Source organism: Sulfitobacter sp. W002 (genome assembly GCF_025142135.1).
Lineage (GTDB): Bacteria > Pseudomonadota > Alphaproteobacteria > Rhodobacterales > Rhodobacteraceae > Sulfitobacter > Sulfitobacter profundi.
In genome coordinates this window covers 1600351-1623815 of sequence record NZ_CP081126.1, presented here as the reverse complement: position 1 = coordinate 1623815, position 23465 = coordinate 1600351, and the positions used below count along the sequence as shown (strand labels likewise).

Here is a 23465-nt window from a genome sequence, read left to right as displayed (position 1 = left end):
AGTCTTAACGGCCGGGTAACCGACCGCACGCTGCCCTGCGCAACGCCCGCCTTACAGGCTCCGCACCCCCGGGCTGCGCCACTGCGATGCAGGCTCGATCATCAGCTCATGCAGCGCCCAGACCAGCGCATCGACCCGGTCCGGGCTGCCCTTGCCCTCATAGCCCCGCGCGGTCATCAGACACATCTGATCCTCCAATGCATCGAGCCCCGGCAAATGACTCACCCGCCCCTGCTCATAAAGCGCCGCCACCGGCTCTGCCCGCGCGACCTTGCCCCGCGCCGCATGCACTGTCTTGAGCGAGACCAGCGGATCGACCTGCCGCAGCACCTCAGAAACCAGCTGCCCCCCTTGGTTTACCTCGGCCACCAAACGGTCCGCCCCATAGCGCGTCATCGCCGCAATCGCCGCTTGCGCCCAGCCATTGGGCGTGGCCCCTTGCACCGTGCAATCGGCCAAGACCACTGCCCGCCAATCCTGCGGCGGCCCCTTGGTCTGCGCGCCCACCGCAACGATGCCGCACTCATCCGAGCCCGCCCCACTCGTCGTCGCCGGGTCCAAACCCACCACGATCCGGTCCAGATCCGGCACCTCTCGCACCCGCCCCGCCTCCAACAAAGCCGAGGTCCACAGCGCCCCCTCTGCATCCGCCAGCAAAACCCCATCCAACTCCTGCCGCCCCAACCGCGTGCCGCGATACCGCGCCCGCACTTCCTCAAGAAAAGACCCCGCCAAGTTCGCCGCATTGGCCTCCGTTGGCGCATGGGTCGTCACCGTCGAGGGCGCGGCCAAGAGCGCCTTCAAAACATCCACATTGCGCGGCGTCGTCGTCACACAGACCTGCGGCCGCTCGCCCAAGCGCAGCGCAAACTGCAGCTGGTCCCAAGCCTCCTGCCCGCGCTTCCACTTCGCCAGTTCATCCACCCAAGCCGCATCAAACTGCGGCCCCCGCAGTCCTTCGGGATCATGCGCTGTATGCACCGTCGCAATCGCCCCGTTGGGCCAAACCAAGCGCTTGCGCGTCGCCTCCCAATCGGGCCGCCGATCCGGTGGGCTACAGGCCAGTATCCCGCTATCGCCAAAAATCATCACCTCGCGCGCCTGCTCGATGGTCTCCCCCACCAGCGCCACGCGGCTACACGCCCCCGCATCCAACGGACGGCTCCCCTCAACCTTGCTACGCACCCATTCCGCCCCGGCGCGGGTCTTGCCCGCACCGCGCCCGCCCATGATCACCCATGTCCGCCAATCGCCCTCAGGCGGCAGTTGGTGGTCCAGCGCCCAAAACTCAAACAAAAAAGGGAGAGCCAGAAGCTCTCCCTCATCTAGGTCATTCAGAAACTGCGCCTGGGTCTGAGCATCGGCGCAGGCGATCCAGCTTGCACCCGATGTCAGCCCGCGCTTTGTCCATGTCGAGGGCATAGCCCACGCGCGCGATTCCAGCTTGTCGGTTTCGACAGTCATTCAGCGTGTTCTCCGCTTTCAGGCAATGCGCCAGCAGTCCCGCCACTTTGGACGTTTTGCCAGACACCGCAGTTTCCTTGAGTTCCCCCCCGGACCGGGCCTGTTCCGTCAGACCTTCGATTTCCCGACGCAGCGCGCCGATTGCTTCTTGGAGACCGCGCAGGATTTCCGCGCTGTCTTCCGTCTCTTGCTCCGGGGTAATGATCGTCATCGCTTTACCTCTCGTTGGTTATCCCCAACCGAGCAGACACAAAAAAACGACCACCGGGTCACCCCGGGGCCGTTCGCCCATGTCCTCTAGCGTGCCACAAGTCCTACGTCAGACCGTGCGCAAAGTCAAGAAAAACTGTGTTAACAACACCTTACAGCGCCGTGCGGCAAAGCACCCGCGCAAATAAAAACCCCGCTGTCTCCAGCGGGGTTCTCAATGGTCTCAGTTACCACCTGTTGAGGCATTCCCCGCCGCTTCCGCGCCACGCTCCGCCTCAATCTGACGCCAACGCGCCACGTTGCGGTTATGCTCATCCAAGGTCTCGGCAAAAGCGTGCCCCCCGGTGCCATCCGCCACGAAGAAGACGAAATCCGTCTCCGCCGGTTGCGCCGCAGCCATCAGGCTCGCGCGGCCCGGATTGGCGATGGGGGTGGGTGGCAAACCGTTGATCACATAGGTGTTCCACGGCGTCTCTGCCCGCAGTTCCGAACGGCGCAGCCCGCGGCCCAGCACGCCCTTGCCCTCGGTCACACCATAGATCACCGTCGGGTCCGTTTGCAGACGCATGCCTTGGTTCAGACGGTTCACGAATACGCTCGCCACCTGCTCACGCTCCGCCGCCACACCGGTTTCCTTTTCGATGATCGAGGCAAGGATCAACAGTTCCTCCGGCGTCTCAATGGGCAGATCAGGGTCGCGGGCCTCAAAAGCGTTTGCCAACAGCACCCGCTGCGCTGCCGTCATCCGCGCGATCACCTCGGCGCGGTCATCACCGGGGCGCACCTCATAGCTGTCAGGCGCAAGGCTGCCCTCGGCGGGCAACTCTTCAACGTCCCCGGACAACTGATCCACCTGCTTGAGCGCCTCAACCACCTGCCAGCTTGTCACACCCTCTGCCAGCGCCACCCGAAACCGCGTGTCGTTCTTGCTGGAGATTTCGGAGTAAGCCTCAGGGGTCTCTTCCTCACCCGGCGTGAACTCCGCGCGCTCAACAAACCGGCTTGTCACCGGGTCCAACTCACGAACCTGCACGCTTACGCGGTTCACGCCCACGCGGTACACAACCTCGGTGCCGCAGGTGCTGGCCCCGCCTTGGGTCACGACATCGACAATCCCCTGCATCGACATGCCGGGCTGAACAAGGAAACTGCCTGCCTTCAGGCTGCCCGACTTGTCCTCATAATCCGCACCCATGCGAAAGATCGCAGGCGAAGAAACCGCGCCCTGCTCCACAAGGCTCTGGCTCACCTGTCGCATGTTCGAGCCGCGCTCGACCTGCACACAAATCGCCTGCTCCAACGGCCCTTCAGAGACATACTCCGACTTGCCCCAAAGGATGACACCCCCAAGCATAAAAAGGCCGACCAACAGAAACGTCACGGCGTTAGAGGCGATATGACGCCACATTTAACGGACTTTCCCGAACAGTACCGATGCGTTGGTGCCGCCGAAACCAAACGAATTGCTCAGCGCCACATCGATCTTGCGCTCGACCTTTTTGTTGGGTGCCAGATCAATTGGTGTCTCAACCGCTGGGTTATCAAGGTTGATCGTCGGCGGTGCCACCTGATCGCGGATCGCAAGCATGCAGAAGATCGCCTCAATCGCGCCAGCGGCCCCCAAGAGGTGCCCGGTGGCCGATTTGGTAGAGGACATGGTGACCTTGTCCGCCGCATCGCCCATCAGACGCTCGACCGCGCCCAATTCGATGGTGTCAGCCATGGTCGAGGTGCCATGCGCGTTGATGTAATCAACATCCTTGGGCTCAAGACCCGCGTTCTTCAGCGCGGCCCGCATGGAGCGTTCGCCACCCTCGCCGTCTTCCGACGGTGCGGTGATGTGATGCGCGTCGCCAGACAGGCCATAGCCCAGCACTTCGGCATAGATCTTGGCACCGCGCGCCTTGGCGTGCTCGTATTCTTCCAAGACCACGATGCCCGCGCCCTCACCCATGACGAAACCGTCACGGTCCACATCATAGGGGCGGCTGGCTTTCTTGGGGTCGTCTCCGCGTTTGGTCGACAGCGCCTTACAGGCGTTAAAGCCCGCCATGCCGATCTCGCAAATCGCCGCCTCTGCGCCGCCTGCAATCATCACATCCGCATCGCCGTATTTAATCAGCCGCGCCGCGTCACCGATGGCATGCGCCCCAGTGGAACAAGCAGTCACGACCGAGTGGTTCGGCCCCTTGAACCCATAGCGGATCGACACCTGACCCGAGATCAGGTTGATCAGCGCGCCGGGCACAAAGAACGGGCTCACGCGGCGCGGACCCTTTTCGGCCATCATGACAGCAGTATTGGCGATAGAGTTCAATCCACCGATGCCCGAGCCGATCAACACGCCGGTGCGCTCCTGATCTTCTTTCTCGGTCGGCAACCAACCCGAATCCTCAACCGCCTGTTGAGCGGCGGCCATGCCGAACAGGATGAAAGTATCTACCTTCCGCTGCTCTTTCGGCTCCATGTATTTATTGGCGTCAAAGGTGCCATCACTGCCATCGCCCAAAGGCACTTCGCAGGCGTATTGGGTCACCAATTTGCTGGGATCAAAGCCGGTGATCGGTCCGGCTCCGGATTGCCCATCAAGGATCCGTTTCCAGCTTTCTTCCACGCCGTCCGCGAGGGGGGTAACCAAACCCAAACCCGTTACTACAACTCTGCGCATCTTAGTGCCCCTTGCCGATAATCTCTCGGCGAACCTCTTACCCTGCAAAAGCCTGTAGGCACAAGCATATCGGCGGTGGGCCGCAGGCATAGCACAAAAACGCCGATCTTCGAAACCGGGCGGCTATCACACGTGGTGAGGGCCTTACGGTACCGTTAGACCGGCGGCCCGCGCCGGGTCAGCAGATGCACCGGGCCACTCTCAGTGCTTGCCTCACGTAGCGGCTGATACCCAAGCGCGCCTGCGATCCGCAATGCCGCTTCGTTCTTGGCAGAGATCACACAAACCGTCCGCCCCGTGATGACCCGATCAAACCACTCATGCGCTGCCCGCGCCGCTTCAACCCCTAAACGCTGATCCTGCGCCTGAGGCGCCAACACCAACCGCGCTTCGGGGTAAGTATCGAAATCCTCACCGAAATTCCGTGAACCAAAGACGAAGCCAGTCTGGCCCAGCATCTCTCTTTGCCGATGAAGCTGCACAGCCCATTGTCCGAATCCCGTGATCTGCCAATGGCCTGCATTGCGCAGGAAGGCGTCCCAAGATTGCGCCTTCGCCCGAGGCCGATCAAGTATCCGGTCCGCCACATCCGGCATTGCCCAGATCTCGGCGTAACGCTCAAAATCCTCGGCCCGCATGGCGCGCAATGTCAGTCTGGCTGTGTTGATGGTCGGGATCGTTCGGGACATGGGGTGAATTGCCTTCACACTTGAAACTTCTTGGCGAAGACATGCGGCCTCAGCACCAAAGGGACAAGCCCAGCCCGTTGCGGCAAATAAAAACGGCGTCATTCCGCTAGGAACAACGCCGCTTTCAAATCTCAATTCTGCCGGTTGCCCGGCAAAGCCTTAGGAGGCTTCTTTGATGAACTTGACCGCATCGCCAACGGTCTGGATGTTCTCAGCGGCGTCATCGGGGATCTCGATGCCGAACTCTTCTTCGAACGCCATCACCAGTTCCACTGTGTCAAGGCTGTCAGCGCCGAGATCGTCGATGAACGACGCATTCTCAGTCACTTTGTCCTCTTCCACGCTCAGGTGTTCTACAACGATCTTTTTCACGCGGTCTGCGACGTCGCTCATAATAAGTCCTCATGTCTTCGGGCCATTCAGGCCCCTTTTGGTTTCCGCCCGCCGATGATCAGCGTTTGGAGGATGCCCCAAAAGGGGCGGCTATTTTCCTTGTTCGCACAAGGCGGAGGGGGCAATCAAGCACCCTTCGTTTCGATTCTGCGCCCCCTTTAGCACATGCCGAAGGCTTGGCAAACGCTATTGCAGCGCAGGGTCACAACATGGCCATACCGCCGTTCACATGCAAGGTGGTCCCTGTCACATAAGCGGCCTCGGCACTGGAAAGATAGACCACGGCGGCGGCGATCTCATCCGGATCGCCCATGCGACCGGCGGGAATTTGCCCCATGATTCCAGACTTTTGCTCGTCCGTCAGCTTGTCTGTCATGGCGGTGGTGATAAAGCCCGGTGCCACGGCATTCACCGTGATCCCACGGCTTGCCACCTCATAGGCCAGCGACTTGGACATGCCCACAACACCCGCTTTGGAGGCCGCGTAATTCGCCTGACCGGGGTTGCCCGTGGCCCCCACAACGCTGGAGATATTGATGATCCGGCCCCAACGCGCCTTCATCATGCCGCGCATCACGCCTTTGCACAGCTTAAAGGTCGCGGTCAGGTTCACGTTCAGCACCGAATTCCATTCATCATCCGACATGCGCATGAACAGGTTATCGCGGGTGATCCCGGCGTTGTTCACCAGAATATCGACCGAGCCCATCGCCTCAGCCGCCTGTTTCGGCAGAGCATCGACGGCTTCCATGTCGCTCAGATTACAGGGCAGCACATGCGCGCGTTCGCCCAACTCGGCCTTCAGCGCCTCCAACGGTTCAGTCCGCGTGCCCGACAGCCCGACGGTCGCGCCTTGGGCATGCAATTTGCGGGCGATATCCGCGCCAATGCCGCCCGAAGCGCCGGTGATCAGGGCATTCTTTCCTGTAAGATCGAACATGTCTCTTCCTTTATTCTATCAGTCAGGGCCGCGTCAGCAGCCCGTAGCGGCGGATTTCATCCGCTGTCATCTTGTGTATCCCGTCAGATGGCGCGGCCTGCAAGGTAAACCAGTAAAAGCCGTCATTGCCCAGCATCTCGGCCATATAGCGCCGTGTCATCTGATGCTTGGCCGATTGCCGGGGGTAGCTGCTGCCCTCGCGGTACCCATTGCGCCATGAATGCACCCGCAGCGCCGCCCCCGGTGCCATGCGCCGCTCGCCCCCCGCGATAAAGAGCTCCACCCCGCCAGAATCAACCACACTGCCCGACCGCAGCTCGGTCGCCAGCCCCAATCTGCGAATCTGTCGCCCCATACGGTGCGTCGCTGCCGCATCGATAGAGCCGTCGATCCGCCCCAGCACCACCGTATCGATCCGCGGATTTTCGGTCAGATGCCGCGCGAAAGCCGCAGGCGTCCGGCTGGTGATCGTGCCGGACATCAACAGATACGGCCCCTGAACCTGCATCCGCGTGCCATCGCTGGCATTCTCAAGCGTGCCGCAGGCCACGACCGAAAGCAGCAGCGCGAATACAGCAATCAGCCGCCTCACGCCTCGGCCCCCAGCGGCGTCCGCTCACCAAGTATATAACGCAGCACATCCACCACATCGAAGGCCAGCGAGATCAGCAAGGTGACCAAGATCACCCGGATGATCCACCGCGCCGCGATGGGCATGGCGTCCTTGGCCTGTTTGCGGAACAGATAGAACGCCAGCGGCCCCCAGATCAGCAGATGCGGCAGACCGAGAAGTTTGACGTATCCCATCTGACGGAACATCCCGTAAACCGCCGCCCCGGTAAGGATACTGGCGGCCACGGCAATCACCCCGACCTTGCGGCTCTGCGGCCATATCAGCAGCGCCAAGGGCAAGACCGCCACGGCAAAAATCAGCCAGTTGAACCACCAGATCAACCATTCCGGCAGCAGCGTCAGGGTTTCTTGCATCGTCATCTCGGCCCTCCGGGGCGTTACGCCTCTTTCGCGGCTTTGACCTCATCCGGCGTGCCGATGCTGCGGGTAGCGACGGATTTGTCGATCCGGCGGATCATGCCCGACAGCGCCTTGCCCGCGCCGATCTCCCAGGCTTCGGTCACGCCCTGCGCGGCCATCCACTCAACCGAAGACCGCCAGCGCACCCGGCCTGTCACCTGCTCAACCAGCAACTCGCGAATCTTCGCGGCATCGGTGACGGCCTGCGCAGTGACATTCGCCACCAGCGGCACGGCGGGATCATTAAACTTAACCTCACCCAAAGCGCGCGCCATCTCATCCGCCGCAGGCCCCATCAGCGGGCAATGGAAAGGCGCAGAGACCGGCAGCAGCAACGCGCGTTTGGCGCCAGCATCCTTCGCCATGGCCACGGCACGCTCCACGGCGGCTTTGTGGCCCGACAATACATTCTGGCTCGGGTCGTTTTCATTGGCGACCTGACAGACCTCGCCTTCGGCCGCGGCTTCGGCCAGTTTCTCGGTCTCTTCGATGCCAAGGCCAAGGATCGCCGCCATGGCGCCCTCGCCCACTGGGACAGCGGCCTGCATCGCCTTGCCCCGAATGCGCAGCAGCCGCGCGGTGTCGGCAAGCGACAGTGATCCTGCGGCGCAAAGCGCGGAATATTCGCCAAGACTATGGCCCGCCACATAGGCCGCTTTGCCAACCTCGATCCCTTCGGCCTTCAGCGCGGCCATCGCCGCCATCGACGTGGCCATCAACGCAGGCTGGGCGTTCTGTGTGAGGGTCAGCGTCTCGATGTCCCCCTCCCAGATCAGGTCAGACAGTTTTTCGCCAAGGGCGTCATCGACTTCTTGAAAAACGGCGCGGGCTTCAGGATAGGCTTCCGCCAGATCGCGGCCCATGCCGATGGTCTGGGCACCCTGGCCCGGGAAAACGAATGCAATGCTCATGGTTGCGGCCTCTCTTATGCGTTTTGCCTGATGTATCCTCTGCGCCCCAGCCGAACAAGCCTTGCCGCAGGCGCTTGGGGCTTGCCGTGCGGCGCAAACCGTGTATACGGGCGCTTCCTTGCAAAGCATATGAACCGCGCAGACTCTCGTGGTGGGGCCGCAAGGATGAATGCCCCGCCTATGAAATGCGCCTTGATATAAATATAGGAGTGCACATGCCGCTATATGAGCATGTTATGATTGCGCGTCAGGACCTGTCCAACACGCAAGCAGAAGGCCTCATCGAACACTTTGGCACCGTCCTCGCGGACAACGACGGCAAGCTCGTCGACAGCGAGTACTGGGGCGTCAAAACGATGGCCTACAAGATCAACAAAAACCGCAAGGGCCACTACGCCTTCCTGCGTTCGGACGCCCCCGCGACCGCCGTGCAGGAAATGGAACGCCTGATGCGCCTGCATGATGACGTGATGCGCGTTCTGACCATCAAAGTTGATGAGCACAAAGAACTGCCGTCCGTACAGATGCAAAAGCGTGACGAGCGTTCCGAACGCCGCGAACGCCGTTGATCAACGCTTGAAGAAAAGGACTTAAATCATGGCTGCAAAACCATTTTTCCGTCGTCGTAAAGTGTGCCCTTTCTCGGGCGACAATGCACCTGCGATCGACTACAAGGACACACGTCTGCTGCAACGCTACATCTCTGAGCGTGGCAAGATCGTTCCTTCCCGTATCACCGCCGTATCGGCCAAGAAACAACGCGAGCTGGCCCGTGCCATCAAACGCGCTCGTTTCCTCGCCCTGCTGCCCTACGCCGTCAAGTAAGGAGAGAGCACATGCAAGTTATCCTTCTGGAACGTGTGGCCAAACTGGGCCAGATGGGCGAAGTCGTGGACGTAAAGCCCGGCTATGCTCGCAACTACCTGCTGCCGCAGGGCAAGGCACTGTCGGCCTCCAAGGCCAACGTCGAAGCCTTTGAGGGCCAAAAAGCCCAGCTCGAAGCACAGAACCTCGAAACCAAAAAAGAAGCCGAGCAATTCGCCGAGAAGCTGAACGGTCAGCAGTTCGTCGTGATTCGCTCCGCTTCCGACGCCGGTGCGCTTTATGGCTCCGTCACCACCCGTGACGCCGCCGACGCCGCAACCGCCGAAGGGTTCACCGTCGACCGCAAGCAGGTCGTTCTGGGCAACCCGATCAAGGAACTGGGCGTGCATGACGTGCGCATCGTCCTACACCCCGAAGTCGATGCCACAATCGAGCTGAACGTCGCACGTTCGCCCGAAGAGGCCGAGCTTCAGGCGTCGGGCAAATCGATTCAGGAACTGGCCGCCGAAGAGGAAGCCGCAGCTGAATTCGAGATCTCCGAACTCTTCGACGACATCGGCTCTGCCGCTGACGAAGACGGCGACTCGGACGTGGTGCGCACCCCTGAGGGCGACGCGCAGGACGACAGCAACAGCTGATCCGACCTGTCCGATCTGACATGAAACGCCGCGCGGCTTTCCGCGCGGCGTTTTTTTATGCGCAGGCCCGTGTGACAGCCCTCCTGCACCTCTGGCGCGAAATCCTGTAAAAACAGAGCATTCTGTGCTATGCTCCCTCCATTCAGCATGGAGGATGACACATGCGTTACATCACCATCACCACTTGGGAGATCGCCGACGGGGCGGATTATGACGTGGCCCTGCGCGCCATCGAAGAAAAGCGCCTGCCCGCCCTCAAGAGCTTTGGCGCCAGCCGCGTTACTGTGGTCCGCACCTCTGAGCGCACCAGTGCCGCAATCACCGAATGGCCCGACAAAGCCACGCGCGACGCTGCCGAACTCAAGATCGACGAGGTCCGCCGCTCGGTAAAGCGCGAAGATCAGACCCGCATGACCGGTGAAATGAAAGGCGAAATCGTCGCCGACGTCTAAGCGTAGCGGAAAGCCGCGCTTTGCGCCCCAACCGCTGGGCAAGGGGCCGCGTATGTTTTGCCGACACGCTTGCTCGAAAGGCCCGCAGCGGTGATGTTCGCGCCGATATAACAAGCCTCGGTGCATCATGCCTCAGACAACACGCCGCATGTTTCTCTCTTTCATCGCCGCCAGCACGATTACCGCGTGCAGCGCTGCGCCCGAAGTCTCCCCCACGCCCCCGCAGCGCCCGGCCCTGCCCCTGCACCCGAATGAGACACCCGACCTGCGGCGCAAGATCAACCACTGGGCCGACTTCTACGATCTGCCGCGCCCTCTGGTTCATCGTCTGGCCATCCGCGAAAGCACCCATAACCCGCGCGCCCGCAACGGCCCATATTACGGCCTGCTGCAAATCCTGCCCGCCACCGCCCGCTCCATGGGGTTCCAAGGCAGCGCGTCTGACCTTTTGGACGCTGACACCAATCTGAAATACGCCCTGAAATACCTGCGCGGCGCTTGGCTTTTGTCCGACGGAGACCACGGCACCGCCATCAAGTGGTACGCGCGAGGCTATTATTACGAAGCCAAGAAACGCGGCATGCTGGTGGAAACCGGCCTGAGGGACGGGTGATTAATTTTTAGGCTTGCGCGGCCTCTCGCTTCGCCGCAGGTAGATGTTAATCACGTTAAGAAGGAACGCCGCATGACCCTCCGCCTCAACCGCCGTCACTTTCTCGCCGGCTCTGCCGGTCTGCTGGCCCTTCACCCCTTCTCTCTCCGTGCTGCCGCCAATCAAGCGCACCTGCGCCTGATGGAGACGACGGACCTGCATGTGCATGTCTTTCCCTATGACTATTACGCCGACAAAGAGGTCGACACCGTCGGGCTTTCCCGCACCGCAAGCATCGTCAAATCGATCCGCGCCGAGGCGACCAATACGCTGATGCTCGACAACGGCGACTTCCTGCAGGGCAACCCGATGGGCGACTACATCGCCTATGAGCGCGGCATGAAAGAAGGCGACATGCATCCGGTGATCCAAGCGATGAACACGCTTGGTTATGACGCCTCGACCTTGGGCAATCATGAATTCAACTACGGGCTTGATTTCTTGATGAAATCCCTCGCCGGGGCCGACTTCCCGGTGGTCAGTGCCAATGTCGTCAAAAAGGTCGGGGCCAAGCCCAGTGACGATGACACGCTGGTCAAACCCTATGTCCTGCTGGACCGAATGTTGACCGACGGCGCGGGAGAGGCCCATCCGATCAAGATCGGCATCATCGGCTTTGTCCCGCCGCAGATCATGGCATGGGACCGCCGCCATCTCGAAGGCAAAGTGCAGGCGCGCGACATCCTAGAGACCGCCCGCGCTTGGGTGCCGCAGATGAAAGAGGCGGGCGCCGATATCATCATCGCGCTGTCGCATTCGGGCATTGGGGCCGCCAAGGAAGAAGACATGATGGAGAACGCTTCGGTCCCCCTCGCCGCCGTTGAGGGGATCGACGCCATCATGACCGGGCACAGCCACCTCGTCTTCCCCTCGGGCAGCTATGCGGACTATCCCGGCGTGGATGTGAGCGCCGGCACGATCCACGGCAAGCCCGCCACCATGGGCGGCTTCTGGGGCAGCCATCTGGGCCTTATCGACCTGATGTTGGAACGCGACGCGGGCGGTTGGCGCATCGCCAGCCACAGCGCCGAGGCGCGGGCCATTTCGCAGCGCAACGAAGACCGCTCGGTCATGGCGCTGGTGGAAAGCGATGCAGAGGTTCTGGCCTCGGTTCAGCAAGACCATGACGAAACGCTCGCCTATGTTCGCCGCGCAGTGGGCAAGACCGATGCCAACCTGCACAGTTATTTCGCGCTGGTGGCCGATGATCCTTCGGTGCAGGTCGTCTCAAACGCGCAGCGCTGGTACATCGCCCAGATGCTCAAAGGGACCGAGCACGAAGGGCTACCGATCCTGTCTGCCGCCGCCCCCTTCAAGGCCGGTGGCCGGGGCGGGCCAGAGTATTACACCGATGTGCCCAAGGGCGATGTGGCGATCAAGAATGTGGCTGACCTTTACCTTTATCCCAACACCGCCCGCGCCGTGCGCGTCACCGGTGCTCAGGTGAAGGATTGGCTTGAGCGGTCCGCGGGCATGTTCAACCAGATCACCCCCGGCGAGGCCAACCAACCGCTGCTGAACCCAGAGTTCCCCAGCTACAACTTCGATGTGATCGACGGGGTAACCTATCAGATCGACCTCAGCCAGCCGTCCAAATTCGGCCCCAAGGGCACCGTGGCGAACCCTAAGGCGAACCGGATCGTGAACCTTGAGTTCGAAGGGCAACAACTTGATCCCAATGCCGAATTCATCATCGCCACCAACAACTACCGCGCCAGCGGTGGCGGCGCATTCCCCGGCGCGAAGGGCGATACCATCGTCTTTGAAGGGCCCGACACCAACCGCGATGTGATCGTGCGCTATATCGTCGAAAAAGGCACCATCAGCCCCCGCGCCGATGGCAACTGGCGCTTTGCCCCGATGGAGGGCACCAGCGTGATGTTCGAAACCGGACCGAAGGCCGCGGATTACGTGGATGAGGTGACCGGCGTGGCGATGGAACAGGTCGGCGATACGGAAAACGGATTCGCCCAGTTCCGGATCACGTTGTAAGCTGTACGAGTTGGGGGCGGTCTTGAGCCGGCCGCCTCTCTTCCCCGCCACCCAAGTTTCGACGTTGCCACAGAGGCCATCGCCCTCCCCGGGGGGCGTTGCTACGCTTGGGCTGCCCGGTACCGCGCCGAAACCGCTAACGCCGCAACCATCTGACGTTGCAAGATCGCCCTCCGGGCAGAGGGAACGCGATGTCCGGTGTAGCACCGGGGCGGGACATCTGCGATCCGTGGCTGATGTTCCTGCCAAAGTTCGGTGAACCTTCTGGCTCAGTCATTGGAAGCGGCAAGAAGGCCAGCAAACCGACCTCTCACCAACGCCATATCTGAACACTGCCAAACCGCCCTCTGCAACTGAGGGTGATGCCCGCCATCCCGCCGGACGGCCCATTTCAACAACAACACCCCCCAAACGAAACAAAGGCGACGGTTGCCCGTCGCCCCTGCCCCGTAATCCGATCCGGTAAGACTTATTCGTCTTCCAGTTCCTCAACAGCCTTCTGCAGCTCTTCTTTCGAGATTTCTTTCTCGGTCACTTTGGCCTGTTCAACCACGTGATCGACAACCTTGTCTTCGAAGATCGGCGCGCGCATCTGCTGCTGCATCTGCTGGTTCTGCTGCACGAATTCAAAGAACTGACGCTCCTGACCCGGGTACTGACGCGCCTGGTTCATGATCGCTTGGGTCATCTCGGCGTCGGTCACCTGAACGTCGGCTTTCTGGCCCAGCTCGGCCAGCAGCAGGCCCAGACGGACGCGGCGCTCGGCCAATGTCTTGTGCTCGTCTGTCGGCTCGATCTCGGGGTGATCGTGGCCTTCCACATCCGGGTTTTCCTCGTGCCACAGCTGATGCGCGATCTGCTTGGCTTCGGCGTCAACCAGCGACGGCGGCAGGTCAAAGCTGACCTCTTTGTCCAGCGCGTCCAACAGGTTACGCTTCATCACGGCGCGCGAGGCACCGGCATATTCCGCTTCCAGACGCTCGGCGATCTGACCTTTCAGCGCGTCGAGGTCCTCGGCACCGAATTTCTTGGCCATCTCGTCGTTCACTTCAGCGGCAACGGGCTCTTTCACTTCTTTGACGGTGCAAGCGAAGGTCGCTTCCTTACCGGCCAGATGCTCGGCCTGATACTCTTCGGGGAAGTTCACGACGACGGATTTCTCTTCGCCCGCTTTCACGCCAACCAGCTGCTCTTCGAAACCGGGGATGAAGGAGTGGGAGCCCAGTGTCAGCGGGTAATCTTCGGCAGCGCCGCCTTCGAATTCTTCACCGTCGACGGAGCCTTTGAAGTCGATCACAACCTGATCGCCATCTTCCGCTTTGGCACCCTCTTCGCGGGCTTTGAAGTCTTGTGCGGTTTCGGCAAGGCTTGCCAGCGCTTCTTCGACGGCGGCGTCGTCGGCCTTGACCACCATCTTTTCCAGTTCGATCTTGCTCAGATCAACCTCGGGAATTTCGGGCAGCTTTTCGTAGGACATGGAGACTTCGACATCGTCGCCTTCTTTCCAGTCCTCATTGGTCATTTTGACCTCGGGCTGCATCGCGGGGCGGTCGCCGGACGTCTCAAAATGCTCTGCCATGGCGCCATCGATGCTTTCCTGCATCGCTTCGCCCATGATCCGCTGACCGAACTGCTTTTTCAACAGCGCCATGGGAACCTTGCCCTTGCGGAAGCCCTTCATCTCGACTTCGGGCTGCGCTTCGGCCAGCTTTTCGTTGACCTTGGCTTCGAGTTCGGCGGCGGTCACGGTGATGTTGTAACCGCGTTTCAGACCTTCGTTCAGCGTCTCGTTGACCTGCATGTGTGCTCCATAGGGTAAGGCCGCGCGGCGGGGGCGCGGGCGAAAATTTGTGCCCTTCTATGGGGGTTGAACCGCCTGCGCAAGGGGGTCCGCAGCCCATCGGACCACATCCGCAGAAAACGCCCCCGCCCCCACGGCGGAACCCGCCCAGACCTCAGACCAAGAGCACCGCAATATAGCCCGCATAGGCCAGCGCAAAGACCGCCCCCTGACCGCGCGTCACGCGCCCGCCAAAGGCTGCGCAGGCGATCAGCGCCACGCTGGCCCCTAGCATCACCCAGATGTCGAGCGTGGCGATCTGAGTGGCCACTTTGACCGGCTGGATCACTGCAGTGACCCCCAGCACGCCGAGGATGTTAAAGATATTGGAGCCGACCACATTGCCCAAAGCCACATCGCTCTGCCCGCGCCGGGCGGCGATGACCGATGTGACCAATTCCGGCATCGAAGTCCCCACGGCCACGATGGTCAACCCGATCACCGCCTCAGAGAGACCCACGGCCTGCGCCAAGGCGACTGATCCCGTGACCAGAAACCGAGCCGAAACGATGGTCAGAACCAGCCCACCCAACAACCACATTAACGCCAGCCCGATCCGCGCCTGATCCGGCAAAGGCTCCGCCGCCTGCTGGCTGTTTCGATCACTGCGAAAGGTATAAATCAGATAGGTCGCCAACCCCACGAGGGCCAAAATCCCCGCCAGCCGGTCGATGCGGCCCAGCATCACGAGGCCCAGACAAAGCAAGCTTGCCGCCAGCATCACCGTCCCGTCGCGCGCAAAGCTGCGCCGCGCGATGGCAATCGGCGCGATCAGTGCGGCAAGGCCGAGAATCAGCAGAATATTCGCGATGTTCGACCCGACGACATTGCCAAGCGCAATGTCCGGTGCCCCCAGCAAGGCCGCCTGAACAGAAGTCACCAATTCAGGCGCCGATGTGCCAAACCCCACGACCGTCAGACCGATCACCAGTGGCGATAGCCCAACCCGCTGCGCCAGCGCCACCGCACCGCGCACCAGATACTCCCCACCGAGCACGAGCCCCAGCAAACCGCCAAGGACAAACAGAATGTTCACGAGAAAAACTCACCGGTCTCAGACCATCGGGCGTCGCGGAGACCGCGCAGACGCCCGATGCAAATGGGCACGGGTGACAGGCATTCAAGGCCGCGCGGAAAATTCAGTTCCGCTGCGGCCGGGCGCTCACATGCCCAAGGCTTCTTTATACATCTCCATCACCGCTTCTTCTTCGGCGATGTCGTCCTTGTCACGCTTGCGCAGGGCGATCACCTTGCGCAGCACTTTGGTGTCGTAGCCGCGCGATTTCGCTTCGGACATCACCTCTTTTTGCTGCTCGGCGAGGTCTTTCTTTTCGGCGTCCAAACGCTCGATCCGCTCGACGAACTGGCGCAGCTCATTGGCGGTGACCCGGTAGGTCGCATCGCCTTGGGATTCGACGACATCGGGGTTGGTGCTGGTATCGCTCATGAAAAGTCCTCACGGAATGGCTGGCTCTGGCGGGTGTGACTACAGGCTGGATGCCCAGCCCGCAAGCGGGACTTGCCCCCCTTGGCGGTTTGGCGTAGCTCTGCCGCCATGGAAAGCGCAAACGCATCAATTTTCGATCTCATGGTCTGGGGCGGCGCGGGTCTGTCCCTTCTGGGCTTGCTCGGTCTTGGCTGGTGCATCATCAAAGTCAGCCGTGCCAAACGCGCGCAGCTTGACGATGAGGCGATGCGCGTTGTGTTGCGCAAAGTGGTGCCGCTGAACATGGGCGCGCTGTTTCTATCCGTCATCGGCCTGATGATGGTGATTTTGGGCATCTCTCTGAGCTGATCGAGGGGGCTGATCGGCGGGCGGTCGCGGCGGGTCTTAGCCGTCTCTGGACAGGGCCGCTGCATCTGCTTAAATCGACGCATGGATATTCGCCAAATCACCCCCCGCTATTTCGTCGCCCCGCAGATCGAGCCCGGTGACATGGAAAGCCTGCGCGCCCAAGGCATCACCCGCATCCTGTGCAACCGCCCCGACGCGGAAGTGCCGCCCAGCCACCAAGCCGCCGCCATGCGCGACGCGGCCGAAGCGGCGGGCATCGCCTTTGCCGAGCAACCGCTGACCCATCAGACCATGACCCCCGATGTCATCGCCAACAACCGCGCCCTTGGGGTCGAGACGGATGACACCGTGCTGGCCTATTGCGCCTCTGGCACCCGTTCGACCATCGCTTGGGCTTTGGGCCAAGCTGGTGAAATGGACAGCGACGCGATCATCGAAGCTGCGCGTCAGGGTGGGTATGACATCGAAAATATGCGCCCCATGTTGGGCCAAAACTACAGCTAAGGGCTTTGCCGGCCTCTGAATACGGAGGCCGGTCTCCTACTCCGGCGAAGACAACACCGCTGCGGGCAGTTGCACCCGGAAGGCCGTGCCAGGCACGCTGTTGAGAAAGCTGATCTCGCCCCCCAAACGGCTCATGATCTCGCGGCAGATGGCAAGGCCAAGCCCCGCGCCGTCTCCTTCCCCCGTGATCCGCGAAAATTTCTCGAAAATTAGCGCCTCTGAACCCGCGTCGATCCCGTGACCGTTGTCGACAAAATCTATCACCAGCCCTCTTGCGGTAACCTGCGGCGAGATCACCAGTTGCGGGGTCTCAGCAGCGCAGTATTTGCGGGCGTTTGTGATGAGGTTGATAAAGACCTGCACCAATCGGTCGAGGTCACTGGTCAGCATAATGTCTTCCGCCTCCGGGTCGCGCAGCACATCCAGCGGGCGCGCAGCTCCGGCCTGCGCCGTGGTCACCGCCAGATCAAGCAGATCCCGCAGGTTTCCCTCCCGCTGATTCAGCGTCACTTGCCCATGCTCAAGAACCGACAGATCCAACAGATCGTCCAAAAGCCGCGTCAGGCGGATCGTCTCGCTATGGATGATCGTGGCGTAACGATTCTTATCCGCGTCCGTGAGGCCCGGCGCGTCGCGCAGAATCTCCGAAAACGACCGGATCGACGTCATCGGCGTGCGCAATTCATGGCTGATCTGGCTCAGAAAACTGTCCTTTTGCAGCGACAATTGAGTGAGCTTTTCATTCGCCGCGCGCAGCTGCGCCGCCGTTTCGGTCAACTCGCGCGATTTGGTTTCAAGCTGGCTGGAATACTCCAACATCTGCGCGGATTCGTCGGCCACGGCGAGCAGATCTTGCACCGAAACAGACGCCCCGCCGACGATCTGCGCCACCATCGCATGGGCCGTCGCCGCGCCGACCGAGGCCGCCAATTCCCGCTCCAACGCCTGCACGAATCGCGGCGTGGGTTCCGGCAGGCGTTGGCCCTGCCCTTGCCGCTCGGCCTCGCGCGCAAAGAACGCCTGCGCCTCCCGCGCGCCCAAGATCCGCTGCGCCATGATCATCAGGTCTTCGCTGCCCGCAACCGATGCCGTCCACCCCCGCGCCGGGCCGGAATGGTCAAAGACATTTACAAATTGCGCACCCTGAAGCCGCTCCAACGGCGCGGGGAAACTGAACAGTGAGACGACCACAAAAACCAGCGTGTTAAGCGCAAGGCTCCAGACCACCGCATGCACGGTCGGGTCAATCCCGGCGATGCCAAACAGCGCCTCGGGGCGCAGCCATGCCAGCCCCCAAAGCCCCCGCTCCAACGTCGCGCTCGACAGTGCCACATCCGCGCCGAAACTGGGCAGCAGCATGGTGAAAACCCAGAGCACAAAACCCGTGCCCAGCCCACAAAGCGCCCCGGCCCGCGTGGCCCCGCGCCAGAGCACGCCGCCCAGCATCGCTGGCAAAAACTGCGCCACCCCGCCGAAAGAGATCGTGCCAATCGCCGCCAGCGCCCCGCTGCCGCCCGAGGCGCGGTAGTAAAGATAGCCCAAGCCCACCACGCAAAAGATCGACAGCCGCCGCGCGAGGATCACGATATTGCGTACATCTCCCGACTGCGTGGCCCCATCGCGCCGCAGCGCCAGCCAGATCGGCATGACGATATGGTTGCTCACCATCGTCGACAGCGCCAGCGTGGCGACGATCACCATCGACGTGGCCGAGGAAAAACCGCCCAAGAAGGACAGCATCGCCAGCCCGTTCTGCCCTTGGCTAAGCGGCAGACTGAGGACAAACAGATCGGGGTTCGCGCCTTCAGGCATCAAGTCCAGCCCCACGACCGCGATTGGCACGACGAAAAGGCTCATCAGCATCAGATAAAGCGGGAAGGCCCAACTGGCGATCTGCAACTGGCGCTCGTCGTCATTCTCGACAACCATCACCTGAAACATGCGCGGCAGGCACAAAAGCGCGGCCCCCGAAAGGACCGTCAGCGCGGCCCAACGGCTGCCCTGCACCTCCCACTGGCCAATGTCCGAGGCATCGATCCGCGCCAAAGTCTCACCCAATCCCCCGGCAAGACCCCAGATCACGTAGATACCGACCGCAACCAGTGCCAGCAGCTTCACCACCGCCTCAACCGCGATGGCGATGACAACGCCGTGGTGCCGCTCATTCACGTTCAGGTTCCGCGTGCCGAAAAGCACCGTAAACAGCGTCAGCCCCGCCGCCACCCACAGGGCGGCCTGCCCGCGGTTGATGACATCGCCCCCCGCCTCGGCCAGCGGCACATCGGGGGCGGCGAAAATCGACAGAGACAAGATAACCGATTGCAATTGCAGCGCAATATAGGGCGTCACGCCGATCACGGCCATGACCGTCACCACGATCGCCAGCGTGTTAGATTTGCCGTAGCGCGAAGAAATCAAGTCCGCGATTGAGGTCACACGATGGCTTCGTCCGATGCGCACCAAACGCCGCAGCCCCCACCACCAACCGATCATTACCAGCGACGGGCCAAGGTAGATCGTCACATATTCCAACCCCGACCGCGCGGCATAGCCGACCGCGCCGTAGAATGTCCAAGCGGTGCAGTAGATCGACAGCGACAGGGTATAGACCAACGGTGAGCGCAGCAGCCAGCCGCCCTGCCCGCGCAGGGCCGCGCGTTCGGCGGCAAAGGCCACGATGAACAGCCCCGCGACATACATCAGACAGACCGCGACCAACTGGTTGAGCGACACCATCAGCGCGGCCCGTCTTTGGTATCGGCACCCCCGTCCGTCGCCACATCCCGCGTCCGCCGCCAGAGCGCCCATGTCGCCAAGATCAGCAACGCCCAAACCCCAAAGAGATAGCGCAGTGCCACGCTCATCGCGATTGTCGGCTTGCTGGGTTCGAGGGTGGCGCTAGGCAGGATCTCTGGCACGGGCCACAGCAACGGCACCATCCACAGCATCAGCCCCAGAAACGGCAGCAACCGCACCGCATCCATCATGCGCCGCTGGCGGTAGCCGCGTTTTTCCAAAAAGATCGGAGGGCGTGGCATGGTGGGTTAACTGGCGATCAGGTCGCGCACCGCGTCCAGCATCTCTGAGTTCGAAAACGGCTTGGTCATAAAGCGGCTGACCCCGGCCTTCTCGGCCATGGCGCGGTCCCGGCTTTGGCCGCGCGCGGTCAGCATCAGCACCGGCAATTCCCCCATCGCCGGGTCGCCGCGCAGCTCATCGAGTATTTCAAACCCGCTTTTGCCCGGCAGCATGACATCCAGCATCACCAAATCGGGCGATGCCTTGCGGATCACCTCTACCGCGCCCGCTCCATTGGCCAGCGTCTCCACCCGCCAGCCCTCTTGGCCCAACAAAAAGCGGATGGCCTCGGCGATATTCACCTCGTCCTCCACCAGAACTACGAGTTTGCTCATCCGCAAAAAGTCTCCCCCCTCGGTGTGCGACCGCCCCGTCTTGTTGCGAGGTCTCGCGCACCGGGGCGAGCATGCATCGGTTTGGCAGCCCTGTCAAAAACTGCCTGAGCGTCTGTCAGATTCCGTCGCGCAGGATCGACGGCTCGCGCCGCGCGCGGCATCCCTCCACCGGACAAATGCGGCAGGTTGCGCCCACCGGCTGCGCGGGGGCCGCCCCTGATGGCACCGGCAAAAGCAACATGACTGATTGGCTCAAGGGCGGCGTATTGTAGGCGGCGGCGGCTTGAACCTCGCAGGTCGCGATCGCCTCGAACTGCGCCTGCCCACGGCCCATCTGCATGACGCGGGATTTCATCACCAGCCCCGGCTGGCCTTGCACCGCAAAAAGCGGCCAAAGCGGGCAACAGGCCCCAAAGCGCGGCACGGTGAACCCTTCGATCGACTTGGCAAAGGTCACGCTGCCCGAGCGGTCACAGACCACCAGCCCCGCGCCCAGATCGGGCAAAGACGCCAAGCGTCGCAGCACCCGGCCCATCGGCTGGTCCAATCTGCGTGCCAATTCGGCGGGGTCATGGCCCGTCGCCTCGACGGTCCGCTCCAGACGCGCCAAGGGCAACGCCGCCGCATCCCGGGCGATCTGCTGCAATACCCCCGTCGCGATATGCTGCGCGGCCTTGGTCTTGAGCGCATCGGCCTGCGCCACAAGCGCCGCGATTGCCTCTTGCGGGGCGCGGGCCTGCTCTAACGGGTCAAAACGGTAGTTATGCGCGGCGAGGAAAGCCTCAACCTCCGCCTGCGGGGAATGGGCCACCTCACGGGTCTCGGCGGCATTGTCGAAATAGGTCACCAGCGCCTGCGCGCTGTCGGACAGGCGGCGGCTGTCTTGGTGGATATTCGTGTGAAACCTGTCGCGCCATTCGGGTTGCAGACTGTCCGTCTCCGCCAAAATAGAGGCGGTTGAGCGGATGGCCGCGGCCGTACTCAGCAATTCATGCATCGACGTGGCAAGCTGCGGATCATGGGCCAAACGGTCCGACAGCGCCTCAACCGTCTGCTCTAGGGCCGCGATGCGACGCTGGCTGCTGGCAAGCACCTTGGCCCAGCCCGGAAACCGCCCGGCAAATTCATCCGCCCGGTCACCCTCTGGCCCGGTCAGCGCTGCATCCTCTGCCGCTTCGCGCAGGGTGGCGATCAGCGCGGCTTCGGCCCCTTCGGTCAACGCCTGCGGCTCTACACCAAGCGCATGGGCGATATTGAGCAACAGTTTCCCGCCGATTCTGCGCCGGTTGTGTTCAATGAGGTTCAGATAGCTGGCCGAGATCCCGCTTTGTTGTGCCAGTTCGGCCTGCTTCAGCCCCGCCATCACGCGCCGCTCACGGATGCGGCTGCCGGTCAGCCCCTCACGCATGGGACCGCGCCGCGCGATAATTCATGCGTTGTTTCAAGGTCTTTCTGCGGCGCAACATCATATTCTTTACAAACCTCCCTGGACGGTTGCGAATATATTTACAAAAAAATCGTTTCGATCAAGCGCCTTATTGATCGGTTTTCAGTTTCCGCGCCATAGTTTCTTTGCACTATTGCGTGTTGTGGCATCGGGGGGAGGTTCCGTTGCCGCGACTTACAAAAATGGGAGGACTTCATGTCGTTTACGAAACTGACACGCCGCGGGCTGATCCAGACCGGCGCGGTTGCCGGTGCAGGGTTGGCGCTGCCGACCTATCTGCGCGCCGAGGCGCACGCGGGCTTTACCAATGCCCCCACGGGCAGCACGGTCACGCTGGGCTTTAACGTGCCCCAGACCGGTCCCTATGCCGAAGAAGGGCTGGACGAGTTGCGCGCCCAAGAGCTTGCGGTCGAGCACCTTAATGGCGGGGGCGACGGCGGCATGATGAACACCTTCAGCTCCAAGGCGCTGAAAGGGAACGGCATTCTGGGTAAGAAGGTCGAATATGTCACTGGTGACACCCAGACCAAATCCGACGCCGCCCGCGCATCCGCCAAGGCGATGATCGAAAAAGACGGCGCTGTGATGATCAACGGCGGCTCGTCCTCGGGCGTAGCCGTGGCGGTTCAGGGCCTGTGTCAGGAAGCGGGCGTGATCTTCATGGCCGGTTTGACACACTCCAACGACACCACGGGCAAAGACAAAAAGGCCAATGGTTTCCGCCACTTCTTTAACGGATACATGTCCGCCGCCGCCCTCGCGCCGGTGCTGAAAAACGCTTACGGCGAAGACCGCCGCGCGTACCATCTGACAGCCGACTACACATGGGGTTGGACCCAGCAGGAATCCATCGCCGCCGCGACCGAAGCGATGGGCTGGGAGACCGTGAACAACGTGCTGACGCCGCTGGCGAGCACGGATTTCAGCTCCTACATTGCGCCGGTTCTGAACTCCGGTGCCGATGTGCTGGTGCTGAACCACTACGGCGGAAACATGGTGAACTCGCTCACCAACGCGGTGCAGTTCGGCCTGCTGGACAAAGAAGTGAACGGCAAGAAATTCGAGATCGTCGTGCCGCTCTATTCCGAGCTTATGGCCGCGGGCGCCGGTGCCAACGTGCAAGGCGTTATCGGCTCGATGAATTGGAACTGGCAGCTACAGGATGAAGGCTCCAAAGCCTTTGTGAAATCCTTTGGTGAGAAATATGGCCGTCCGCCCTCCAACTCCGCGCACACCTGCTACGTGCAGACGCTGCTCTATGCGGATGCGGTGGAACGCGCGGGCACCTTCAACCCCTGCGGTGTCGTTGAAGCGCTCGAAGATTTCGAGTTCGACGGTCTGGGCAACGGTCCGGTGCTGTATCGTGGCGATGACCACCAGTGTTTCAAAGACGTGCTGGTCATGAAGGGCAAAGAAAACCCGACCAACGAATATGACACGCTGGAGATCGTCGAGGTCACCCCGCGTGCACAGGTCGAATACGCCCCGGATCACCCCATGTTCGCCGGTGGCGAATTGGGCAAGTGCAACCCGGGCGCCTGATCCACTGAACCTTTGGGGGCGCATCGGCCTTGCGCCGCGCGCCCCCTTTTCTCACCAC

The 23465-nt window shown here is 61.8% G+C and carries 26 protein-coding genes; 9 read left to right on the top strand and 17 right to left on the bottom strand.

Annotated features, from left to right (window positions below; translation table 11 throughout):
- Positions 1-51 precede the first annotated feature (51 nt).
- The 10 genes from K3758_RS08040 to fabD all read right to left on the bottom strand — a co-directional run bounded on the left by K3758_RS08040 (position 52) and on the right by fabD (position 8307).
- Positions 52-1422: a DNA-packaging protein gene (locus K3758_RS08040; protein ID WP_409202626.1), complete on the bottom strand. Its 1371-nt coding sequence runs from the start codon at positions 1420-1422 to the stop codon at positions 52-54.
- Positions 1331-1675, bottom strand: a complete 345-nt coding sequence (locus K3758_RS08035; RefSeq protein ID WP_259949828.1) for a hypothetical protein — start codon at positions 1673-1675, stop codon at positions 1331-1333. Before K3758_RS08035 ends, K3758_RS08040 begins: the two co-directional genes overlap by 92 nt.
- 222 nt (positions 1676-1897) lie before the next feature.
- Entirely contained in the window at positions 1898-3082 is a 1185-nt protein-coding gene (gene mltG, locus K3758_RS08030; protein WP_259949825.1) for an endolytic transglycosylase MltG, read from the bottom strand.
- On the bottom strand, positions 3083-4342 hold the full coding sequence (gene fabF, locus K3758_RS08025) for a beta-ketoacyl-ACP synthase II (RefSeq protein WP_093925955.1): 1260 nt from the start codon (positions 4340-4342) through the stop codon (positions 3083-3085). It abuts the gene before it with no gap.
- 155 nt (positions 4343-4497) lie between these two features.
- On the bottom strand, positions 4498-5031 hold the full coding sequence (locus tag K3758_RS08020) for a GNAT family N-acetyltransferase (protein WP_259949796.1): 534 nt from the start codon (positions 5029-5031) through the stop codon (positions 4498-4500).
- A 159-nt stretch (positions 5032-5190) separates the two neighbouring features.
- Positions 5191-5424 (bottom strand): acyl carrier protein, encoded by a 234-nt coding sequence (locus K3758_RS08015; RefSeq protein WP_067261852.1) that lies wholly within the window; start codon positions 5422-5424, stop codon positions 5191-5193.
- 202 nt (positions 5425-5626) lie between these two features.
- Positions 5627-6364: a 3-oxoacyl-[acyl-carrier-protein] reductase gene (gene fabG, locus K3758_RS08010; protein WP_007119971.1), complete on the bottom strand. Its 738-nt coding sequence runs from the start codon at positions 6362-6364 to the stop codon at positions 5627-5629.
- 22 nt (positions 6365-6386) lie between these two features.
- Entirely contained in the window at positions 6387-6956 is a 570-nt protein-coding gene (locus tag K3758_RS08005; protein WP_259949787.1) for a hypothetical protein, read from the bottom strand.
- Positions 6953-7357, bottom strand: coding sequence for a hypothetical protein (locus K3758_RS08000; protein WP_259949784.1), 405 nt, complete (start codon positions 7355-7357; stop codon positions 6953-6955). The genes K3758_RS08005 and K3758_RS08000 overlap by 4 nt, the downstream gene beginning before the upstream one ends.
- A gap of 17 nt (positions 7358-7374) precedes the next feature.
- Positions 7375-8307, bottom strand: a complete 933-nt coding sequence (fabD, locus tag K3758_RS07995) for an ACP S-malonyltransferase (RefSeq protein WP_259949781.1) — start codon at positions 8305-8307, stop codon at positions 7375-7377.
- A 215-nt stretch (positions 8308-8522) separates the two neighbouring features.
- On the opposite strand from fabD, the gene rpsF reads away from it, so the two are divergent.
- From rpsF to K3758_RS07965, 6 genes are all read left to right on the top strand, one after another.
- Positions 8523-8876: a 30S ribosomal protein S6 gene (gene rpsF, locus K3758_RS07990; protein WP_067626662.1), complete on the top strand. Its 354-nt coding sequence runs from the start codon at positions 8523-8525 to the stop codon at positions 8874-8876.
- 28 nt (positions 8877-8904) lie between these two features.
- The gene (gene rpsR / locus K3758_RS07985) at positions 8905-9132 is read left to right on the top strand and encodes a 30S ribosomal protein S18 (RefSeq protein WP_005852865.1); all 228 of its coding nucleotides are present in this window, start codon (positions 8905-8907) and stop codon (positions 9130-9132) included.
- Between the two features lie 11 nt (positions 9133-9143).
- Complete coding sequence (gene rplI, locus K3758_RS07980; protein WP_259949757.1) at positions 9144-9770, top strand: 50S ribosomal protein L9; 627 nt, start codon at positions 9144-9146, stop codon at positions 9768-9770.
- A gap of 161 nt (positions 9771-9931) precedes the next feature.
- Positions 9932-10222: a hypothetical protein gene (locus K3758_RS07975; protein ID WP_067626666.1), complete on the top strand. Its 291-nt coding sequence runs from the start codon at positions 9932-9934 to the stop codon at positions 10220-10222.
- A gap of 127 nt (positions 10223-10349) precedes the next feature.
- Positions 10350-10835: a lytic transglycosylase domain-containing protein gene (locus K3758_RS07970; protein ID WP_259949736.1), complete on the top strand. Its 486-nt coding sequence runs from the start codon at positions 10350-10352 to the stop codon at positions 10833-10835.
- Positions 10836-10907: 72 nt separating this feature from the next.
- Entirely contained in the window at positions 10908-12866 is a 1959-nt protein-coding gene (locus tag K3758_RS07965) for a bifunctional 2',3'-cyclic-nucleotide 2'-phosphodiesterase/3'-nucleotidase (RefSeq protein ID WP_259949733.1), read from the top strand.
- A 469-nt stretch (positions 12867-13335) separates the two neighbouring features.
- On the opposite strand, the gene tig is transcribed toward K3758_RS07965, so the two are convergent.
- The 3 genes from tig to K3758_RS07950 form a co-directional block, all read right to left on the bottom strand.
- A complete protein-coding gene (gene tig, locus K3758_RS07960; protein WP_259949730.1) occupies positions 13336-14667 on the bottom strand; it encodes a trigger factor in 1332 nt (443 codons plus the stop codon).
- 154 nt (positions 14668-14821) lie between these two features.
- Positions 14822-15742, bottom strand: coding sequence for a calcium/sodium antiporter (locus tag K3758_RS07955; RefSeq protein WP_259949728.1), 921 nt, complete (start codon positions 15740-15742; stop codon positions 14822-14824).
- 126 nt (positions 15743-15868) lie between these two features.
- A complete protein-coding gene (locus tag K3758_RS07950; protein WP_067938722.1) occupies positions 15869-16153 on the bottom strand; it encodes a DUF2312 domain-containing protein in 285 nt (94 codons plus the stop codon).
- 108 nt (positions 16154-16261) lie between these two features.
- Here K3758_RS07950 and K3758_RS07945 point away from each other — a divergent pair, with 108 nt between their 5' ends.
- Positions 16262-16501: a hypothetical protein gene (locus K3758_RS07945; protein WP_259949710.1), complete on the top strand. Its 240-nt coding sequence runs from the start codon at positions 16262-16264 to the stop codon at positions 16499-16501.
- Positions 16502-16582: 81 nt separating this feature from the next.
- Entirely contained in the window at positions 16583-17005 is a 423-nt protein-coding gene (locus K3758_RS07940; protein ID WP_259949708.1) for a TIGR01244 family sulfur transferase, read from the top strand.
- Positions 17006-17041: 36 nt separating this feature from the next.
- Here K3758_RS07940 and K3758_RS07935 read toward each other — a convergent pair whose 3' ends face one another.
- The 4 genes from K3758_RS07935 to K3758_RS07920 form a co-directional block, all read right to left on the bottom strand.
- A complete protein-coding gene (locus tag K3758_RS07935; protein ID WP_259949707.1) occupies positions 17042-19741 on the bottom strand; it encodes an ATP-binding protein in 2700 nt (899 codons plus the stop codon).
- Complete coding sequence (locus K3758_RS07930) at positions 19741-20043, bottom strand: hypothetical protein (RefSeq protein WP_259949704.1); 303 nt, start codon at positions 20041-20043, stop codon at positions 19741-19743. Before K3758_RS07930 ends, K3758_RS07935 begins: the two co-directional genes overlap by 1 nt.
- A 6-nt stretch (positions 20044-20049) precedes the next feature.
- Complete coding sequence (locus K3758_RS07925; RefSeq protein WP_259949701.1) at positions 20050-20418, bottom strand: response regulator transcription factor; 369 nt, start codon at positions 20416-20418, stop codon at positions 20050-20052.
- 115 nt (positions 20419-20533) lie between these two features.
- Entirely contained in the window at positions 20534-21826 is a 1293-nt protein-coding gene (locus K3758_RS07920) for a helix-turn-helix domain-containing protein (RefSeq protein ID WP_259949697.1), read from the bottom strand.
- Between the two features lie 234 nt (positions 21827-22060).
- Here K3758_RS07920 and K3758_RS07915 point away from each other — a divergent pair, with 234 nt between their 5' ends.
- Positions 22061-23407 carry a substrate-binding protein gene (locus K3758_RS07915; RefSeq protein ID WP_067628327.1) on the top strand — a complete coding sequence of 449 codons (1347 nt, stop codon included), beginning with the start codon at positions 22061-22063 and terminating at the stop codon, positions 23405-23407.
- Positions 23408-23465 lie beyond the last annotated feature (58 nt).